The following is an 18,692-nucleotide window of genomic DNA, read 5'->3' on the forward strand; positions in this document are numbered from 1 at the left end:
CGTGTATATCTCGGTAGACTTGGCGCTCTTGTGTCCCAGCAGGCTCTGCAGCGCCTTGAGCGGCGTGCCCGCGTAAAGCATTTGCATGGCATAGCTGTGCCGGAAGGTATGCAGTGTAACCGGGATCGAGAACGTCACGCCGTCCGCGACGGCCTCTACGGCCTCGTTCAGCCAAGTGCGCGCTGTGCGATCGGCGATTTCCCAGGGCCGTACCTTCTCCGGCCGGTCGCTCTTTTCATTCCGTCGCTCGAGCGGAATGCGCAGGGCGGCGCACATCATCTCCAGCTGGGTCACGTACTGCGCGTCTGAAAGGGGCACCAAGCGATGCGGCACGGTGCCGGCAGGCAGGCGACCGGCCCAGCGCTCTGCCTTTTCCTCGCGCTGCTTGAGTGTGGCCAGCTACACGAAAGGGTACCTTGGCGCAGCAGAAAGTCCCCTCAGATCAGCGCCAGCGTTTCGTTAATGCGCCCGCCCGTATTCCAGAGGGTGGTGAACAGCATCTTGCGGTGCAGATCCGGCACGTAATGGAGAAGGGCGCTAACCTCGAGCCAGCAGGTACTGTGGATATTCATCATGCTGTGCAGCCATCAGCCGCAGCGCCAGTGCAGCCGGATAATCAATCGCAACCGACAGCTGCGGAACGGGGGCCTGTGGATAGTGTGATGGCAGCATCATGGTCATTTCTGCTTTTCCTTATGACAGTAAGTCAGAGGCTCGTCAGGCCTGTGAGCCACATATGACGGAAAATCCGTAATCTCCGTAATACTGTAGGGGGTGAATTCTTCCCCTGCAGGCAGGCGCTGGCGCATCCCCTCCAGAACGGTTTTCTCTGTCCCGGCCCCTGCACCCGGCATTGTGATCGACATGCTGGCAGGATCGACAATCGAATAGTAACCCGCTTCATCTTTTATCTGGGTGAGCGTGTAGCTCAGCGTCAGCCCGGGAACGGTTTTTCCCTGCGGGGTCCACGCAGCGGTGGCGCGATAAACGGTATGCGCTGCCGTCCGGCTCATAACCGTCCCCCTGACTTCAAGCCGGGTCGGCAGGATGTTCTTTCCGTCCCCGGGGAGGTTCTTAATACAGACCTGGGTACTTCCCGGCGGATAGGCATCGTCCAGGCGTGAGGCTTCCTCATAGGTCGCGGCACGCGGCGACACGGCGACACGGCGACACGGCGACACGGCGGTCAGCATGGCAGTGCAGCAGAACAGGTATGCTGGTCATTTCATTTTTTTATTATCCCTCCGTGGAGTTGTCTACAGGTGCACCCAGATCGGGAAAATCCTCGGTCTCTGTTTGAACTTTTGCCCCGTATCCGGACGACAACCTGCTGATGCCAGGCTCTCAGCAACTTGCGCAGGGGTCAAAGTCCTGGCCCTCTCTTTTTTGGTGGGGAAGAGGCTGTGTCTGGAGTTTGTGGCAGACTAGCGTTTAAAATTTCTTTTTGAGTCAGAGTCCAGGCTTGATTTAGCAGAATGTCTCTGACTTCTCCGTTGCCTTCAGGAGACTTTGGCATTTTAATATTATCGGATTCGGCACGCTTATAGGTGTAATCGTTCATTTCCCTGAGATTCCCGTTTGGCATGATCTCTAATAACCCTCTGTCCGAATGAGTAACAATATTCCTTTTGGTTATTTTTACGTGTCCCACAATCTGTATTGCCTTTTTAATACAGAGTTCATGCATCTCAAAAACACCAGCCATCTTTTGGAGGATAGCTTTCAACAATGAATCCTCACTCACCTTTAGTAAAATATTGTTATTATTATATATAAAATAATATTCTATTTTATAGTATATGAATGCAATTACCGTACGCCCTTACCGGCATGATCCGACTTGTCCTGATACGGCAGTAACCGGAAACGTAGCACGGCGGCGGGGCGGGCGGAAGCGGCAGATCTGTGGCCTGTTGTCGCTGACGCATCCCGTATGTAGTGTCTCAGACAGCTAATCGAGCCACTATATACAGTATGCTGCGCAAAAATCCGCCTTGTGAGCCCGAAGATCCGGTTCTGCCTTTTTTCGGATCCCGGATGACAAAACGCATGATATTTCCTGTAAATGCAATTATTCATAACATTTATATTCATATATGTTAAAAGTGCGAAATTAGCATCAGTTGTTGGTTATTATTAAGATTTCAGCAACAAACCGTATCCCACCCGCTTCGTTAAAAAAACCGAAGGTCATCAGAAGCGCTCACTGATCGTTCCGGGCTGAGACGGTGGCAGCGTCACGGGTAATGTCTCTATTTTATTGGTCGTGAGGAAGGCCGGATAATGGCCAAACTAAGAAGCCATAGCATTGGGGGCAGCCTGCTGATCTGGTATGATCGAGCAGAGGCTCATCTCAATGAGCAATCCCCGCAACAAATTTTTTCGGGGTGCAACAGACCCTTTAGTGTCCAGGCCTGAAAAAAAAGAAAGCACGGTCTCTGAGAGACTACGGTCCTTACGCAACCATACCGGTTAGCGAGCTTTATATTTTCATTATGACTATCTGTATAACAGGGGAATGAATGTGATTAAAAAAATATGCGAAGTGATTGATGGAGAGTATGTCTGTGACATTGATATCAGTGTGGAAGAATGGAAAACTTTATTAACAAATGATAAAGTTTTTGACACAAAAAGTATTGCAGCGTTAAAAAAATGGTTTATTGAGCCAAATCATTCCTGCACATGCTTCGATATTGGTAAGAAGTACGACCTGCACAGCATGAGTGCTAATGGAGTCATAAACGGACTGGGTGGCAGAGTTCAAAAAGAACTTGGTAGATTCGAGGTTAAAGGTGTCGGAAATATCGCATCCGGTACAAAATTCATTACCGTAATGAAGAGTAAAGAAATCGGCGGAAAACCCAAAAGAAACTTATGGACAATTCGTGAGGAACTTGTTCAGGCAATTAACGAACTGGATTTTTTTGGTACAACAGAAATGGCCAGCAGTGAGTATTACTCTGACGATGAGTTGATCAATGCCATAGAGAAAAGTAATATCTTTGACAACGTTCAGACGTTTGAATATACAGGGGAAGCCAAACCAAAGAAAAATGCAATAGAAGTAAAAAATGGCCTCTCGTATCCCAGGAGTAAAGGCGTATCCCAAAATGCGCTGAATAAAGCAGGTTACAGATGTGAAGTCGATAGTGACCACCCAACATTCAGAAGGCGAAATTCATCCTTAAATTACACAGAACCTCATCACATTGTACCTATGTCCAGGCAAGATGCTTTTGACACATCTCTTGATGTTGAAGAAAATATCATATCTCTGTGTTGCAATTGCCATAAACAAATTCACCTTGGTCAGGGTTATGAAGATATGCTGAAAGAAATATACACTGCGCGAAAAAGGTTATTAAAAAAAGTTGGTATTGATATATCACTGGAAAACTTGATTCTTTATTACAAAATGGAAAGTAAGTGAGATTCAAACGAGAGTGATACCTTCGTTTTATTGGTCGGGATGAACAGCAGATGATGTTTCCGGCAAGTATCGGGTCCAGAAACTTTCTGTTAAAAAAGAGGTAAAAGTAGTCTTGAGCCCTGACTGCGAATTGCCATTGCGCATGACCAGAGAACAGGACGAACCCCTGCCAAACCCAGGCATGAGAAACACCTTTAAAACATAGACTTAATTAAAATCAGCAATTCCCATCGAAATAATAAGCAAGCAGAATTGGCTCAGGTGAATTTCACTCGGTGCAGTGCATGCGTTGGGGGGGTAAAAGGAAAAACCCGAAATGAATCGGGTTTTGATTAATTAACGATTAACAGGTTCCCGTGCCCGGGAACACTCTGACTGTACGCGCAATATATTATTTCCGCAATCATTATTTTTGATTACCAAGCCATTTATTCATCTGCTCAATTTCACCTTTTTGAGCTTTAATGATGTCCTGCGCGAGCTTTCTCATTTCCGGATCTTTTCCGTATTTTAGCTCGGTCTCAGCCATTGCTATTGCCCCTTCATGGTGTGCTACCATGCCTTTCGCAAAAGCCTTGTCGGGATCGGACTCTTTTACAGCGGCCATCATTTTGTCATGCATACCTTTCATGCCGGACATATATTCCTGTGACGATGCCGATGAGGATATATCTGACATTTTCATTTCTGAATGTTCTGCGGAAATCGCTGGCAGGGATAACATCAGTATAACAAAAAGCGAATTTGTGATTTTCATATAATAAACCCTTTCAGATGGTTACCGGATAAGTTTAGCTGAGTCAGACAAAAAAGCCCCCTGAAGGGGGCAAAAAATAACAACATATCCGTATAAGGGACAATCTATCAAGGAAAGGGTAACCGCACGGAAACTTCAGTTGTCATCAGCCCGCATTGATCATGCGGCGGTGTGCATCAGCCATAGCCTGATGGGGGCCGGACTGACCGTTATTCGTAAATTCATGGGCAACAGCTGCTCTTTCATGTTCATTCATCGCCGCAAACGAAGTCGCCGGACGGGAAGCGTTAACGGTGCCAGTTCCCATCATCTTCTGATGACTTTCCGCCATTTTTTTATGTGCATCTGTTGAACCATTGTTCATGGTTTCATGAACAATAATAGCCTGTTCATGCTGATCCATACCGGCCATCCGTGGAGCTGCCCCCTGGATGGCGGCTGGAGTTGAAGAAGACTGCATCTGATGGGCCGGAGCCTGAGCATTATTGACACGCTCATGGATATTTACAGTTTCAGTGGCCCAGGCCGTAGAAATTAAGCTCAAACCTAACACTGATGCTAAGACGATATTTTTCATGGTAACTCTCCATTTCTGAATTAGTGATGTCCGTGAATTTCGATCTGTGTCCTCAGTAGTACAACTGACAACTCTACAGACCGTATTCCGCCGGGATGAGGCTTTAATACAACTCCTGGCTTGTGCTGATGCCGTGTATGGATGAAGTAATAATGCCTTCCTGATAAGTTGCACTAATTATATCGAATGGCTTCTGTTTGCTGCATGACAGGCTAATGACATCTTTGTCATTTAAATCTTTATTCTCAGTACTGGGTTTCCGGGATCATTTTCTCCAGTCTGGGCACGGATAAGATAAAACGCGTGGAGCGTACGTCTGATTCCACCTGCACTCTTCCGTGATGTGCTTCCACGATTGACTTCACAATCGCAAGGCCGATGCCGCTGCCTTCTCCTTTTCGTTGTCTGGATGGATCCACCCGATAAAAACGGTCAAACAGCCTTGATAAATGTTCTTCAGGGATCGGTTTCCCTGGATTTTCAATCACAAGGTCAAAAAAGCTCTCCTGCTTTCTTATTGAGACGGTGATGGCCTGTCCCTCCGGGGTATAACGCAGGGCATTGGATAACAGATTATTGATCGCTCTTCTGAACATTTGTGGATCTCCCTCAACCAGGCAGGGCATCCCGTTAAATTTGAGCGTGATATTGCGTTCTTCGGCCCAGGCTTCGAAAAACTCGAAGACTTTCATGACTTCCGCTCTGAGGTCAAACATGACCCTGTCAGGTATCAGCTGATTATTATCTGCCTGTGCCAGGAACAGCATATCGCTGACCATTTTGGTCATCCGGTTATACTCTTCAAGACTGGAATAGAGGACATCCTCAAGTTCCCTCTGTGTTCGATCCTGACTCAGTGCGATTTCAGTCTGCGTCACCAGATTGGTGATGGGCGTTCTGATCTCATGCGCGATATCGGCAGAGAAATTGGCCTGGCGGGTAAAGACATCCTCAATCTTTCCAATCATATGATTGAACGAGATAACCAGTTGCTCCAGCTCAATGGGAACGCGTGTCGGTTCCAGCCGCGCATCAAGATTCTCGGAGGTGATGTTTTTAATGGCATTGCTGACATTACGAAGGGGCAGGTGCCCCTGACGGACAGCGATGCGAATGATCAGAACAATCAGCAGGCTTATCACGACGGCGATCGCAATCAGATTTTTTTTCAGCGCATCGAGGTAATGGAGATGGAAATTCATGGAGACGCCGATCAGCATGACATAGTCCTGCTGTTTGCCCTGAAATAATACCTGACCAGAGGAGGCGATAATCCTGTATGTTTCCATCTTCATCCCGGACTCGGTATCCATCGGTCGCAAAGGATCTTCCACTGTCCAGGGAAATACATCCTGTGCGCGGCAATGCTCGCTGAAAAAAGCTGATTTCACGGCCGGTCGTAGTGCTGCACCCTGACCTGAACTAAAGAGCACTTCCCCCTTTGAGTTGAGGAGCAAAACGGCAACGTCGCGGTAGCTGGCAATCGATTCCTTTATTTTGCTTATTTTTCTTTCATCCGACTCTGTTGGGGACTTCAGTATACGATTTAGTGTGGTGCAGATTTGTTGAAGATCGCTGACGTCCTGCTCGGCAAAATGATTTTCAACAGAATGCAGCATAAACCAGGTGAAGGCGATAAAAGCCAGTACCGTGGACAGGCTGATAAAAAAGGTCAGCCGCAGGGCGAGTGAGAAAGGGCGCCTGGAAGGTTTGCTATGCATCCGGGGCCTCCAGCATATAGCCCACGCCCCGGACAGTCTGGATCAGCTTTGTCCCGTAATCGTTGTCTATTTTAGCGCGGAGTCGCTTTACGGCGACATCAATCGCGTTAGTGTCGCTGTCAAAATTCATGTCCCAGACCTGAGAGGCAATCAGGGAGCGGGGAAGAACCTCGCCCTGATGGCGAATGAAAAATTCCAGCAGGCTGAACTCTTTACTGGTGAGCACAATGTGGTTTCCGGCGCGACTGACTTTTCTGGATACGAGATCCATCGAGAGATCAGCCACCCTAAACTGGCTTTCCGTGATCATCGTGTTTCCCCGCCTCAGAAGGGTTCTCACCCGGGCCAGCAGTTCGGCAAACGCAAAGGGTTTAACCAGATAATCGTCCGCACCCAGTTCCAGTCCTTTGACCCTGTGTTCGATCGTGCCGAGGGCCGTCAGCAGTAAGACCGGCATACCCTTTCCGGCAGTGCGCAGCATGCGGATGATATCCCAGCCGTTCACATCAGGCAGCATGATGTCCAGAATGACTAAATCATACTCGGCTGTCATGGCGAGATGATATCCGGTAAGACCCTTATCAGCGTGATCCACTACGAACCCTGCCTCTGTAAGCCCTTTGCTGAGATATTCACCTATTTTAATTTCGTCTTCGACGATCAATATTTTCATCTTGCTCCCCGTCTGGCTGCTAATGTCATTCTATTGCGCCCACGATCGTTATCAACGAATTACCGTAAAAATGACAACATTGTCATTATTCTGTCACCCGACAAACAGAGTGCATTCTGTAAAGTAACCCTGGTAATACTCTGAACTTCATTTGAACCATTTACCAGGTCTGCCTGGACGAGAAGCGTTATGTTCAAATTAAAATTACTCAGCATTAGCACGATATTCATCCTGGCAGGCTGCGTGTCGCTTGCGCCTGAATATCAGCGGCCCGCAGCACCGGTACCCCAGCAGTTTTCACTGTCCCATAACAGCCTGACGCCAGCGGTAAATGGCTATCAGGATACGGGCTGGCGTAACTTTTTTGTCGATCCCCAGGTTACCCGGTTGATCGGTGAAGCTCTGACTAATAACCGTGATTTGAGAATGGCTGCCCTGAAGGTTGAAGAGGCCCGAGCCCAGTTCAACGTCACGGATGCAGATCGTTATCCCCAGCTGAATGCCTCATCCGGGATAACATACAGCGGTGGTCTGAAAGGTGACAAGCCGACCACACAGGAGTACGACGCGAGACTGGAGCTCAGCTATGAGCTCGATTTTTTCGGCAAACTTAAGAACATGAGTGATGCTGACCGCCAGAACTACTTTGCCAGCGAAGAAGCCCGTCGGGCCGTACACATCCTGCTGGTCTCCAACGTTTCACAGAGCTATTTCAGCCAGCAACTGGCGTACGAACAACTCCGTATTGCGCGGGAAACGCTGAAAAATTATGAACAGTCCTATGCTTTCGTTGAGCAACAGCTCGTGACCGGGAGTACGAACGTTCTGGCACTTGAACAGGCGAGAGGACAAATCGAAAGTACCCGCGCCGAAATAGCCAAACGAGAAGGCGATCTGGCTCAGGCAAACAATGCCCTGCAACTGGTGCTGGGAACGTACCGCGCACTTCCGTCAGAAAAAGGGATGAAAGGCGGGGAGATCGCACCAGTAAAATTGCCACCAAATCTATCTTCACAAATTTTGCTGCAGCGACCGGATATTATGGAAGCGGAATATCAGCTGAAAGCGGCTAATGCCAATATTGGCGCAGCGCGAGCGGCCTTTTTCCCCTCCATTACCCTGACCAGTGGTCTTTCCGCAAGCAGTACGGAGCTGTCAAGCCTGTTTACGTCAGGAAGTGGAATGTGGAATTTTATCCCTAAAATTGAAATTCCTATTTTTAATGCTGGCAGGAATAAAGCCAATCTGAAGCTGGCTGAAATTCGCCAGCAACAATCGGTGGTTAATTACGAACAAAAAATTCAGTCAGCCTTTAAGGATGTTTCCGACACGCTTGCACTGCGCGACAGCCTTAGCCAGCAACTTGAGTCACAGCAGCGTTATCTTGATTCACTTCAGATAACTCTCCAGCGTGCCAGAGGATTATATGCAAGTGGTGCTGTCAGTTACATCGAAGTGCTGGATGCAGAACGTTCCCTCTTCGCTACGCAGCAAACCATTCTCGATCTTACCTATTCCCGACAGGTTAACGAAATTAATCTGTTTACCGCGCTGGGTGGCGGTTGGGTAGAGTAAATTTATTTAATTAATCAGGAAATTAAAAATGCGTAATTCACTTAAAGCCGTTTTATTTGGTGCCTTCTCTGTCATGTTTTCTGCCGGTCTTCATGCTGAAACACATCAGCATGGCGATATGAATGCTGCCAGTGATGCTTCGGTACAGCAGGTTATCAAGGGCACCGGTGTCGTTAAAGACATTGATATGAATAGTAAAAAGATTACCATTTCGCACGAAGCAATCCCTGCTGTGGGCTGGCCTGCAATGACCATGCGCTTCACTTTTGTTAATGCAGACGACGCTATCAATGCCCTGAAAACCGGCAACCATGTCGATTTCTCGTTTATTCAGCAGGGCAATATCTCCTTACTCAAAAGCATTAACGTTACGCAATCCTGATTATCAGTCCGGAGCGAATACATCCAGTGCGCCTGAACATTCATTAAGGGATTACTGTGAATGAATGATCGGGCGCATATGCCAGGTGTTTTGATTTTTCAGCGAGAAATTGTATGGCTTCTTTAAAGATAAAATATGCTGCAATAATTATCAGCAGCCTCATAGCAGGAGGGCTGATATCGGTTACTGCCTGGCAGTATGTAAACTCATCACAAAAAACAGTACAAACCGAACAAAAGGCACCGGAGCGAAAGGTACTTTTCTGGTATGACCCGATGAAACCGGATACCAAATTTGATAAACCCGGAAAATCTCCCTTTATGGATATGGACCTGGTGCCAAAATATGCTGATGAAAGCGGCGATAAAAGCAGTGGCGGGATCCGTATCGATCCAACGCAGGTTCAGAATCTGGGATTAAAAACGCAAAAAGTCACGCGAGGAATGCTGAATTATTCTCAGACAATCCCGGCTAATGTCAGTTACAACGAGTATCAGTTTGTCATTGTGCAGGCGCGCTCTGACGGTTTCGTCGAAAAAGTGTATCCCCTGACGATTGGCGATCATGTGAAGAAAGGCACTCCGCTTATCGATATCACCATTCCTGAATGGGTTGAGGCACAAAGTGAGTTCCTGCTGTTATCCGGTACAGGCGGTACGTCAACCCAGATAAAAGGGGTTCTGGAGCGACTTCGTCTAGCTGGTATGCCGGAAGAGGATATTCAAAGGCTGCGTTCAACCCGCACAATCCAGACCCGTTTTACCATTAAAGCACCTATTGATGGTGTCATTACTGCGTTTGACCTGCGCACCGGAATGAATATTTCGAAAGATAAAGTAGTGGCTCAGATTCAGGGGATGGACCCGGTCTGGATCAGCGCTGCAGTGCCAGAATCTATCGCCTATCTGCTGAAAGATACGTCGCAGTTTGAAATTTCGGTACCGGCTTATCCGGATAAAACATTCCATGTCGAAAAATGGAACATTCTTCCCAGCGTGGATCAGACAACCCGTACGCTTCAGGTCCGTCTCCAGGTTTCTAATAAGGATGAGTTTCTCAAGCCGGGCATGAATGCCTATCTGAAACTGAATACCAAGAGCCAGGAGATGCTGCTGATACCAAGCCAGGCCGTTATCGATACCGGCAAAGAACAGCGCGTGATTACTGTTGATGATGAAGGCAAGTTTGTGCCGAAACAGATCCACGTTCTGCATGAATCACAGCAACAGTCCGGCATTGGCTCCGGCCTGAATGAAGGCGATACCGTGGTGGTCAGTGGCCTGTTCCTCATTGACTCCGAAGCCAATATTACGGGCGCGCTGGAACGTATGCGCCACCCTGAAAAAACAGAAAACAGTATGCCAGCAATGTCTGAGCAGCCTGTAAATATGCATTCAGGGCACTGAGGAGACGACGATGATTGAATGGATTATCCGGCGCTCTGTCGCCAACCGTTTCCTGGTCATGATGGGCGCACTGTTTCTCAGCATCTGGGGCACATGGACGATAATTAACACGCCGGTCGATGCGCTGCCTGACCTGTCAGATGTGCAGGTCATTATTAAAACCAGCTATCCCGGACAGGCCCCGCAGATTGTAGAAAACCAGGTCACCTATCCGCTTACCACCACCATGCTGTCCGTACCTGGCGCAAAAACCGTGCGTGGCTTTTCACAGTTCGGTGATTCGTATGTGTATGTCATTTTTGAAGACGGCACCGATCTGTACTGGGCCCGTTCGCGCGTGCTGGAATACCTGAATCAGGTTCAGGGCAAACTGCCTGCGGGTGTGAGCTCTGAAATCGGCCCGGACGCCACGGGAGTGGGCTGGATATTTGAATATGCCCTTGTCGATCGCAACGGAAAACACGACCTTTCAGAACTGCGCTCTCTGCAGGACTGGTTCCTGAAATTTGAGCTGAAAACCATCCCGAACGTGGCTGAGGTCGCTTCGGTTGGCGGCGTGGTGAAACAGTACCAGATTCAGGTCAATCCGGTAAAACTGTCCCAGTACGGTATCAGCCTGCCCGAAGTGAAACAGGCACTTGAATCGTCTAACCAGGAGGCCGGTGGCTCATCCGTTGAAATGGCCGAAGCGGAGTATATGGTCCGTGCCAGCGGTTATCTTCAGAGCATTGATGATTTTAATAACATCGTCCTGAAAACAGGTGAGAACGGCGTGCCGGTTTATCTGCGGGATGTTGCCCGCGTGCAGACCGGGCCCGAAATGAGGCGTGGTATTGCCGAGCTGAACGGCCAGGGAGAAGTCGCTGGCGGCGTGGTGATCCTGCGGTCGGGTAAAAATGCGCGCGACGTTATCACGGCAGTGAGGGATAAACTGGAGACGCTGAAGGCCAGCCTGCCGGAAGGCGTTGAAATCGTGACCACCTACGATCGCAGCCAGTTAATCGACCGGGCGATTGATAACCTCAGTTCCAAACTTCTGGAAGAGTTTATCGTGGTGGCCATCGTCTGTGCTCTGTTCCTGTGGCACGTACGTTCTGCCCTGGTGGCGATTATCTCTCTGCCGCTTGGCCTGTGTATCGCCTTTATCGTCATGCACTTCCAGGGACTGAACGCCAATATCATGTCGCTGGGAGGGATAGCGATTGCCGTCGGTGCGATGGTGGATGCCGCCATTGTGATGATTGAAAATGCGCACAAACGGCTTGAGGAGTGGGATCATCAGCATCCGGGTGAGCAGATTGACAACGCCACCCGCTGGAAGGTGATTACCGACGCCTCCGTGGAAGTGGGACCCGCGTTGTTCATTAGCCTGCTGATCATCACCCTGTCCTTTATTCCTATCTTTACCCTGGAAGGGCAGGAAGGTCGTCTGTTTGGCCCGCTGGCATTCACGAAAACGTACTCCATGGCGGGAGCGGCCGCACTGGCCATCATCGTCATTCCTATTCTGATGGGATTCTGGATCCGGGGGAAAATTCCTGCCGAGACAAGTAACCCCCTGAACCGGGTGCTGATCAAAGCGTATCATCCTTTGCTGCTGCGGGTCCTCCACTGGCCAAAAACAACCCTGCTGGTTGCGGCCTTGTCCATTTTCACGGTTATCTGGCCACTGAGTCAGGTGGGCGGTGAATTTCTGCCGAAGATTAACGAGGGCGATCTGCTGTATATGCCGTCGACCTTGCCTGGCGTCTCTCCGGCAGAAGCTGCAGCGCTCCTGCAGACAACAGACAAGTTAATCAAAAGCGTTCCTGAAGTGGCTTCTGTATTTGGCAAGACCGGTAAAGCAGAGACCGCAACGGATTCCGCGCCGCTCGAAATGGTGGAAACCACGATCCAGCTCAAACCTGAGGATCAGTGGCGTCCCGGCATGACAATTGACAAGATTATTGATGAACTCGACAGGACAGTCCGTTTACCGGGTCTGGCAAACCTCTGGGTGCCGCCTATCCGTAACCGTATTGATATGCTCTCAACCGGGATCAAAAGCCCGATAGGTATCAAAGTGTCCGGGACTGTTCTGTCCGATATCGACGCGACGGCGCAGAGTATCGAGGCGGTAGCCAAAACCGTGCCTGGCGTGGTGTCTGTCCTGGCTGAGCGACTTGAGGGCGGGCGCTACATCGATATCGATATCAACCGGGAGAAAGCCTCCCGCTACGGGATGACGGTAGGTGATGTCCAGCTGTTCGTCTCTTCAGCAATCGGAGGTGCTATGGTGGGTGAGACGGTTGAAGGGGTGGCCCGGTACCCTATTAACATTCGCTACCCGCAGGATTACCGGAACAGTCCGCAGGCGCTGAAACAGATGCCGATCCTGACCCCGATGAAGCAGCAGATCACGCTGGGCGATGTCGCGGATATTAACGTCGTTTCTGGACCAACCATGCTGAAAACCGAAAATGCCCGGCCAGCCAGCTGGATTTATGTTGATGCCCGCGGCAGGGACATGGTGTCGGTGGTTAACGACATTAAGACGGCCATCAGCGAGAAAGTGAAACTGAGACCGGGAACCAGTGTGGCATTCTCCGGACAGTTTGAACTGCTTGAGCATGCCAACAAGAAACTGAAGCTGATGGTGCCGATGACGGTGATGATCATTTTCATCCTGTTGTATCTGGCATTCCGCCGGGTTGACGAAGCCCTGCTGATCCTGATGAGCCTGCCGTTCGCCCTGGTTGGCGGAATATGGTTCCTGTACTGGCAGGGCTTCCATATGTCAGTGGCGACCGGAACCGGGTTTATCGCCCTGGCCGGGGTGGCAGCAGAGTTTGGCGTGGTCATGCTGATGTATCTGCGTCATGCCATTGAAGCGCACCCGGAATTGTCCCGTAAAGAGACGTTCACACCGGAAGGTCTTGATGAAGCCCTCTATCATGGTGCCGTACTGCGTGTCCGGCCGAAAGCCATGACCGTGGCGGTGATCATTGCGGGTCTGCTGCCAATACTCTGGGGAACCGGCGCAGGTTCAGAAGTCATGAGCCGTATTGCTGCGCCAATGATTGGTGGGATGATCACGGCTCCGCTGCTGTCCCTGTTCATTATTCCTGCCGCCTACAAATTAATCTGGCTGCGCAGACATAAAAAAAGCGTGTCATAACCCTGAAAGGGCGCCCCCAGTGGGCGTCCTTCTGCACTGATTCACCCTGACGTCAGGGTTTATATCGATAATATACAGAGGTGAGTATGAAAAAAGTGGTTCTAATGGCCCTGGCTCTCGGCCTGTCACTGCCTGCAATGGCGAGTGAAAAAGTCATTGATATGTACAAATCTGAAAACTGTGGCTGTTGTTCCCTGTGGGGCAAAGCGATGGAAAAAGACGGGTTCGAAGTGCGAACTCACGTCATGAATGATCAGGCGCTGTCAGCCCTGAAAGAAAAGCATGCTGTTCCTGCTGGACTACGAAGTTGTCATACCGCGGTTGTAGGTAATTTGATCATTGAAGGCCATGTGCCTGCAGCAACGATACATAAGGCCATGCAGTCTGGTTCGGGTATATACGGTCTCGCCACCCCCGGTATGCCAGCAGGAAGTCCGGGAATGGAGATGGGGGCCCGAAAAGAGGCTTACGATGTTATCGCATTCTCACCGGAGGGCAGTAAAAAAGTCTTCCAGCGAATCGAATAGTCAGCGGAACGGCTGATAACGGGACGCCGGCAGCAGGCACTCTTATGCCGGCGGCATTCGTGGTAATCGCATCCATGACATATCCTGAAGACAGAAAATGCTTCAGATATGCATAAGGAGAGTTACTGTGAAAAATGACAATGCAGTGGAACATAACAACCAGACTGCTTCTGAGCAGACATCATCCCCGGACGAGAGTCACGCATTGCATAAGGTGAGAGATCCCGTGTGCGGGATGGTCATCCTGCCTGACAAGGCGCACAGCAGCATTCGATACCAGGACCATCAGCTTTATTTCTGCTCCGCCAGCTGTGAGAGCAAATTTAAAGCCCATCCCGATCATTATTTTACCGAAGATGCCAGTGAACATCACCATCACCACGACCACCATGAAGTCAGCCCTGATAAGATAAAACAGTCTCACCGCCAGGCGGAGAAAGAGATTTCTGAAGGTGTGTGGACATGTCCGATGCATCCGGAGATACGCCGTAGTGGTCCCGGAAGCTGTCCTGTCTGTGGAATGGCACTGGAGCCGCTCGTAGCTACGGCATCCACGGGGACGAGTGATGAACTTCGCGACATGACAAGACGCTTCTGGCTGGGGTTGTTGCTGGCGTTTCCGGTTCTGATACTCGAAATGGGTTCTCATCTGTTTCCCGCTTTGAGGAATACAGTACCGCCACAGTACAACACATGGCTGCAGTTACTTCTGGCCTCTCCTGTCGTTTTGTGGTGTGGCTGGCCATTCTTCGCCCGGGCCGGAATGTCGTTACGTAACCGCTCCCTGAATATGTTTACCCTTGTTGCAATGGGGACCGGCGTAGCCTGGGTTTACAGCGTCATTGCAACCGTCTTCCCCTCCTGGTTTCCTGCATCGTTCAGAAACATGGATGGCCTGGTGGCCATTTATTTTGAAGCCGCAGCTGTTATTACGGTGCTTGTTCTGCTGGGACAGGTCCTTGAATTGCGGGCAAGGGAACAAACCTCAGGTGCCATTACTGCGCTTCTTAACCTTGCCCCCAAAACCGCCAGGCGGCTGGATCAAGACGGTCATGAAACGGATATTAATGCGGAAGATGTCCTGCCTGGCGATAAGCTCCGCATCAGACCTGGAGAGAGTATTCCGGTCGACGGTATCGTGGTCGAAGGCAAAACAACCGTTGATGAATCGATGGTGACCGGGGAATCTATGCCTGTTACCAAAACGGAGGGTGACCCTGTCATCGGGGGGACCATTAATCAGACAGGTAGTCTTATCATCCGTGCAGAGAAAGTCGGTGATGAAACGATGCTCTCACGAATTGTTCAGATGGTCGCTGATGCACAGCGTTCGCGGGCCCCCATCCAGAGAATGGCTGACAGCGTTTCAGGCTGGTTTGTTCCTCTGGTGATACTTATCGCGGTTGTTGCTTTCATGATCTGGTCTGTCTGGGGGCCCGAGCCCAGGATGGCGCACGGTCTCATTGCGGCTGTGTCGGTCCTGATTATTGCCTGTCCCTGCGCGCTGGGGCTGGCCACGCCGATGTCGATAATGGTGGGGGTGGGCAAAGGAGCCCAGGCCGGGGTGTTAATCAAGAATGCCGAAGCCCTTGAGCGTCTTGAAAAAGTGGACACGCTGGTTGTCGACAAAACAGGCACGCTCACGGAAGGTTCGCCGACGGTGACAGGGATTATCAGTCTCAATCCGGGTGGGGAAACATCTCTTTTGCGTGTAACGGCCGCAGTGGAAAAAGGCTCGCAGCATCCGCTGGGTATGGCAGTAGTTAAAGCAGCACAGGAAAAGGGGATCGCAATACCCGCAGTCACTCATTTCAATGCGCCGTCGGGTAAAGGTGTCTCAGGCGATGTCGAAGGTCAACGGGTTGTTATTGGTAATGAACTGGCTATGCAGGAAAACAGTATCGTTATTGATAATCAAAAGGCCGTTGCGGATACGTTGCGGATGGAAGGCGCTACCGTTATCTATGTGGCCACAGACGGGCACCTTGCAGGCCTGATAGCTATCTCGGATCCCGTGAAAGCAACCACGCCGGATGCGCTTAAAGCTTTGCGTCAGGCGGGGATCCGCATCGTTATGCTCACCGGGGATAACCAGCTTACCGCTGAAGCAGTCGCACGGAAACTGGGAATAGATGAGGTTGAAGCCGGGATTCTGCCGGATGGCAAAAAAGCAGTGATAACCCGACTGAAAGCGTCTGGCCATGTGGTTGCGATGGCCGGAGACGGTGTGAATGATGCCCCGGCGCTGGCAGCGGCTGACGTGGGTATAGCCATGGGAACGGGTACAGATGTGGCAATTGAAAGTGCCGGAGTCACCCTTCTCAAAGGCGACTTGATGATACTGAACAGGGCCCGTCATCTGTCAGAAATCACCATGAAAAATATCCGACAGAATCTGTTTTTTGCATTTATCTACAACGCACTTGGCGTGCCTGTGGCTGCAGGTCTGCTTTATCCTGTGTATGGAATACTGCTGTCGCCAGTTATTGCGGCGGCGGCCATGGCTCTTTCCTCCGTCAGCGTCATTGTGAATGCGTTGCGTCTGAAAAGTGTCAGGCTCGGGAAATAACACTGAGTGAAGGGGCTGTTACGAACAGAAGGAGTCCAGTATGAAAAGTACCACCTATGCGCTTATTGCTGTCGCCGCGATCGCGGCATTTGCCCTCCTGCGCGAACACTGGTCACATGTGGCAGGTTACTGGCCATATCTGTTATTGCTGGTCTGCCCGCTAATGCATCTTTTCCACGGCCACGGAGGGCATGGAGATCATCAACATCAAGGAAGTGAAAACGATAAAAAAAATTAATCCGGCAGACGGGGCCGCGTCGCGGCCCCGTTATCAGTCCAGGTATCGTTCGTAGTCTCTGGCATGCGCAAAGGCATGCTGTTCAAGTTTGTTATCAGCGGGTGCCGCTGCCCGGAACGCCAGTGAGTTAACAGGATTGTTATTAATGACCAGCTCGTAATGCAGATGAGGACCGGATGAACGTCCGCTGTTACCGGATAACGCAATAGCGTCTCCCCGGGTAACCCTGGCCCCTTTAGTAACGAGTATTTTATTGAGGTGGAGATAGCGAGTTTTAACACCGGCTTTTCCCGTTACTTCAACAATTTATCCCATGGTACTGTTGTATTCGGCCCGGGTGATTTTTCCGTCGATGACGCTGACTATTTTCGTGTTCATGGGCATGGAATAATCAATGCCATTATGGGGACTCACTTTTCCCGATACCGGGTTAAGTCTTGCAGGATTGAAAGGCGAACTGAGTCTTGCTGTGGCCGGTAACGGATAATCGAGACTGCCTTTCCCGGAAGTATCGGAAAGGTTATAGAACTTTTTATCTGATATACGATACGCCGTGTAATTAAATGAACCGGACGTAAATTTATAGGCCACGACACGTGATTTTCCCGCTTTCTTTTGCAGTACGAGTTTTAATGATTCATTTTTTTTCAAATGCCGCAGATTAAACCGGGAAGGCAAGGAGCGCTGAAGAGTAGCGATCTCGTTCGATTCCAGCCCCGAGCGGGTGGCTGAAAGGTAGGCATTTTCTTTTACGACATCGGTAGAATACATTTACTGGAATTCGCCGTTAGCATGAACACTGCGGCGTATGCTAGGGGTTTTCAGGAGGCGTGTCATCTGTCAGTTAATCGGGAGCACCGTTGATGGTCGTCATTTTTGTAACATATCTTGTTTCCCGTTTGCTCCTGAAGCTCTGGGAACTGTATGACCAGCCCGACGGTGATGATTAACGGGACTGAAACAGGTTACGGCAGAGCAATATGGGGCTCATGTCCTGCTACGTAACCCGTCAGTAAAGCCCTGCTGCGCACCTGACGCTAAGCACTAACCCGCCTGCAGTTACCAGGTCGAATAAAGCCCGCGAAGCTTTCTTGCCTGCGTCTGATGTGCTTCCGCACCGGCATTATTGACCTGCTCATGCACGAGAGCGGCTTTTTCTCCGGCATTCAGTTCGTTAAAAGAAGAAGACGAGGTCTTTGAATTTGCATCACTGCCGGACAGCATTTTTTTATGTTCCTCAATCATTTTTTGATGCGCATAGGACGCGCTGTTGTTCATAAATGAATGAGCAACAATGGCCCTTTCATGTTCATTCATTTCAGAGAATGAGGGCGTGTTGTTTTTATTAACCCTGTCCGGTAAGTTTTCATGCGTCGAGGAGTTCACATGACTGACGGCTGAGGCATTATTAACAAATCGATGTGCTTCATGGGCAATATCACTGGACTGAGCAAAAGCTGCCCCACAAAATAAAGCTGTAAACGCAGTGGTCGTGATTAATATATTCATGTGTAATTACCTTCTGAGGTACATAAAAGATGTCCTTATGATCATATAGGCTTTGTTGAATAAATCAGCTTCAGGACGAGTGACTCTGTAGCTGACCGGGTTTTCAGGCAATACGCACGCTTTCTGGCATACCAGCCTTCGTTATTTTATTCAGCGCACGCACCATGC

Annotated in this window: 15 protein-coding genes and 2 pseudogenes; 8 read left to right on the top strand and 9 right to left on the bottom strand. The window is 49.9% G+C overall.

Features of this window, described 5'->3' with window-relative positions; genetic code table 11:
* The 3 genes and pseudogenes from MHZ97_RS21310 to MHZ97_RS21320 form a co-directional block, all read right to left on the bottom strand.
* Window positions 1–681 (bottom strand): annotated as a pseudogene (locus MHZ97_RS21310) (tyrosine-type recombinase/integrase); the annotation flags it as partial.
* Window positions 678–1,193, bottom strand: a complete 516-nt coding sequence (locus MHZ97_RS21315; RefSeq protein ID WP_239315624.1) for a hypothetical protein — start codon at window positions 1,191–1,193, stop codon at window positions 678–680. The pseudogene MHZ97_RS21310 and the gene MHZ97_RS21315, both read right to left, overlap by 4 nt.
* 170 nt (window positions 1,194–1,363) lie before the next feature.
* Window positions 1,364–1,726, bottom strand: a complete 363-nt coding sequence (locus MHZ97_RS21320) for a hypothetical protein (protein ID WP_033755779.1) — start codon at window positions 1,724–1,726, stop codon at window positions 1,364–1,366.
* 798 nt (window positions 1,727–2,524) lie between these two features.
* Between MHZ97_RS21320 and MHZ97_RS21325 the strand changes: the two genes are divergently transcribed.
* Window positions 2,525–3,433 (top strand): HNH endonuclease, encoded by a 909-nt coding sequence (locus tag MHZ97_RS21325; RefSeq protein ID WP_007374408.1) that lies wholly within the window; start codon window positions 2,525–2,527, stop codon window positions 3,431–3,433.
* A 406-nt stretch (window positions 3,434–3,839) separates the two neighbouring features.
* Here the strand turns inward: MHZ97_RS21325 and MHZ97_RS21330 are convergent, their stop codons facing one another.
* The 4 genes from MHZ97_RS21330 to silR form a co-directional block, all read right to left on the bottom strand.
* A complete protein-coding gene (locus MHZ97_RS21330) occupies window positions 3,840–4,190 on the bottom strand; it encodes a DUF305 domain-containing protein (RefSeq protein ID WP_007871800.1) in 351 nt (116 codons plus the stop codon).
* A gap of 145 nt (window positions 4,191–4,335) precedes the next feature.
* Window positions 4,336–4,767 carry a copper-binding protein gene (locus MHZ97_RS21335; protein WP_033755783.1) on the bottom strand — a complete coding sequence of 144 codons (432 nt, stop codon included), beginning with the start codon at window positions 4,765–4,767 and terminating at the stop codon, window positions 4,336–4,338.
* 245 nt (window positions 4,768–5,012) lie between these two features.
* Window positions 5,013–6,488 carry a Cu(+)/Ag(+) sensor histidine kinase gene (locus MHZ97_RS21340; protein ID WP_239315623.1) on the bottom strand — a complete coding sequence of 492 codons (1,476 nt, stop codon included), beginning with the start codon at window positions 6,486–6,488 and terminating at the stop codon, window positions 5,013–5,015.
* Complete coding sequence (gene silR, locus MHZ97_RS21345; protein ID WP_239315622.1) at window positions 6,481–7,161, bottom strand: copper/silver response regulator transcription factor SilR; 681 nt, start codon at window positions 7,159–7,161, stop codon at window positions 6,481–6,483. Before silR ends, MHZ97_RS21340 begins: the two co-directional genes overlap by 8 nt.
* Window positions 7,162–7,350: 189 nt before the next feature.
* On the opposite strand from silR, the gene silC reads away from it, so the two are divergent.
* The 7 genes from silC to MHZ97_RS21380 all read left to right on the top strand — a co-directional run bounded on the left by silC (window position 7,351) and on the right by MHZ97_RS21380 (window position 17,015).
* Window positions 7,351–8,736, top strand: coding sequence for a Cu(+)/Ag(+) efflux RND transporter outer membrane channel SilC (gene silC, locus MHZ97_RS21350; RefSeq protein WP_040126203.1), 1,386 nt, complete (start codon window positions 7,351–7,353; stop codon window positions 8,734–8,736).
* A gap of 28 nt (window positions 8,737–8,764) precedes the next feature.
* Window positions 8,765–9,118: a cation efflux system protein CusF gene (cusF, locus tag MHZ97_RS21355; protein WP_001246153.1), complete on the top strand. Its 354-nt coding sequence runs from the start codon at window positions 8,765–8,767 to the stop codon at window positions 9,116–9,118.
* A 113-nt stretch (window positions 9,119–9,231) separates the two neighbouring features.
* Entirely contained in the window at window positions 9,232–10,524 is a 1,293-nt protein-coding gene (gene silB, locus MHZ97_RS21360; protein ID WP_001485328.1) for a Cu(+)/Ag(+) efflux RND transporter periplasmic adaptor subunit SilB, read from the top strand.
* Between the two features lie 10 nt (window positions 10,525–10,534).
* The gene (gene silA / locus MHZ97_RS21365) at window positions 10,535–13,681 is read left to right on the top strand and encodes a Cu(+)/Ag(+) efflux RND transporter permease subunit SilA (RefSeq protein ID WP_000574021.1); all 3,147 of its coding nucleotides are present in this window, start codon (window positions 10,535–10,537) and stop codon (window positions 13,679–13,681) included.
* Between the two features lie 86 nt (window positions 13,682–13,767).
* Window positions 13,768–14,208: a DUF411 domain-containing protein gene (locus MHZ97_RS21370; RefSeq protein ID WP_002436620.1), complete on the top strand. Its 441-nt coding sequence runs from the start codon at window positions 13,768–13,770 to the stop codon at window positions 14,206–14,208.
* 97 nt (window positions 14,209–14,305) lie between these two features.
* Window positions 14,306–16,777, top strand: coding sequence for an Ag(+)-translocating P-type ATPase SilP (silP, locus tag MHZ97_RS21375; protein ID WP_129244003.1), 2,472 nt, complete (start codon window positions 14,306–14,308; stop codon window positions 16,775–16,777).
* A gap of 40 nt (window positions 16,778–16,817) precedes the next feature.
* Window positions 16,818–17,015 (top strand): DUF2933 domain-containing protein, encoded by a 198-nt coding sequence (locus MHZ97_RS21380; RefSeq protein WP_000843497.1) that lies wholly within the window; start codon window positions 16,818–16,820, stop codon window positions 17,013–17,015.
* A 33-nt stretch (window positions 17,016–17,048) separates the two neighbouring features.
* Here the strand turns inward: MHZ97_RS21380 and MHZ97_RS21385 are convergent.
* Window positions 17,049–17,786 (bottom strand): annotated as a pseudogene (locus tag MHZ97_RS21385) (peptidoglycan DD-metalloendopeptidase family protein).
* Between the two features lie 288 nt (window positions 17,787–18,074).
* Entirely contained in the window at window positions 18,075–18,524 is a 450-nt protein-coding gene (locus MHZ97_RS21390; protein ID WP_040126202.1) for a hypothetical protein, read from the bottom strand.
* Between the last annotated feature and the right edge of the window lie 168 nt (window positions 18,525–18,692).

Origin of the sequence: Pantoea sp. ACRSC, assembly GCF_022346785.1 — a bacterium.
Lineage (GTDB): Bacteria > Pseudomonadota > Gammaproteobacteria > Enterobacterales > Enterobacteriaceae > Pantoea > Pantoea alvi.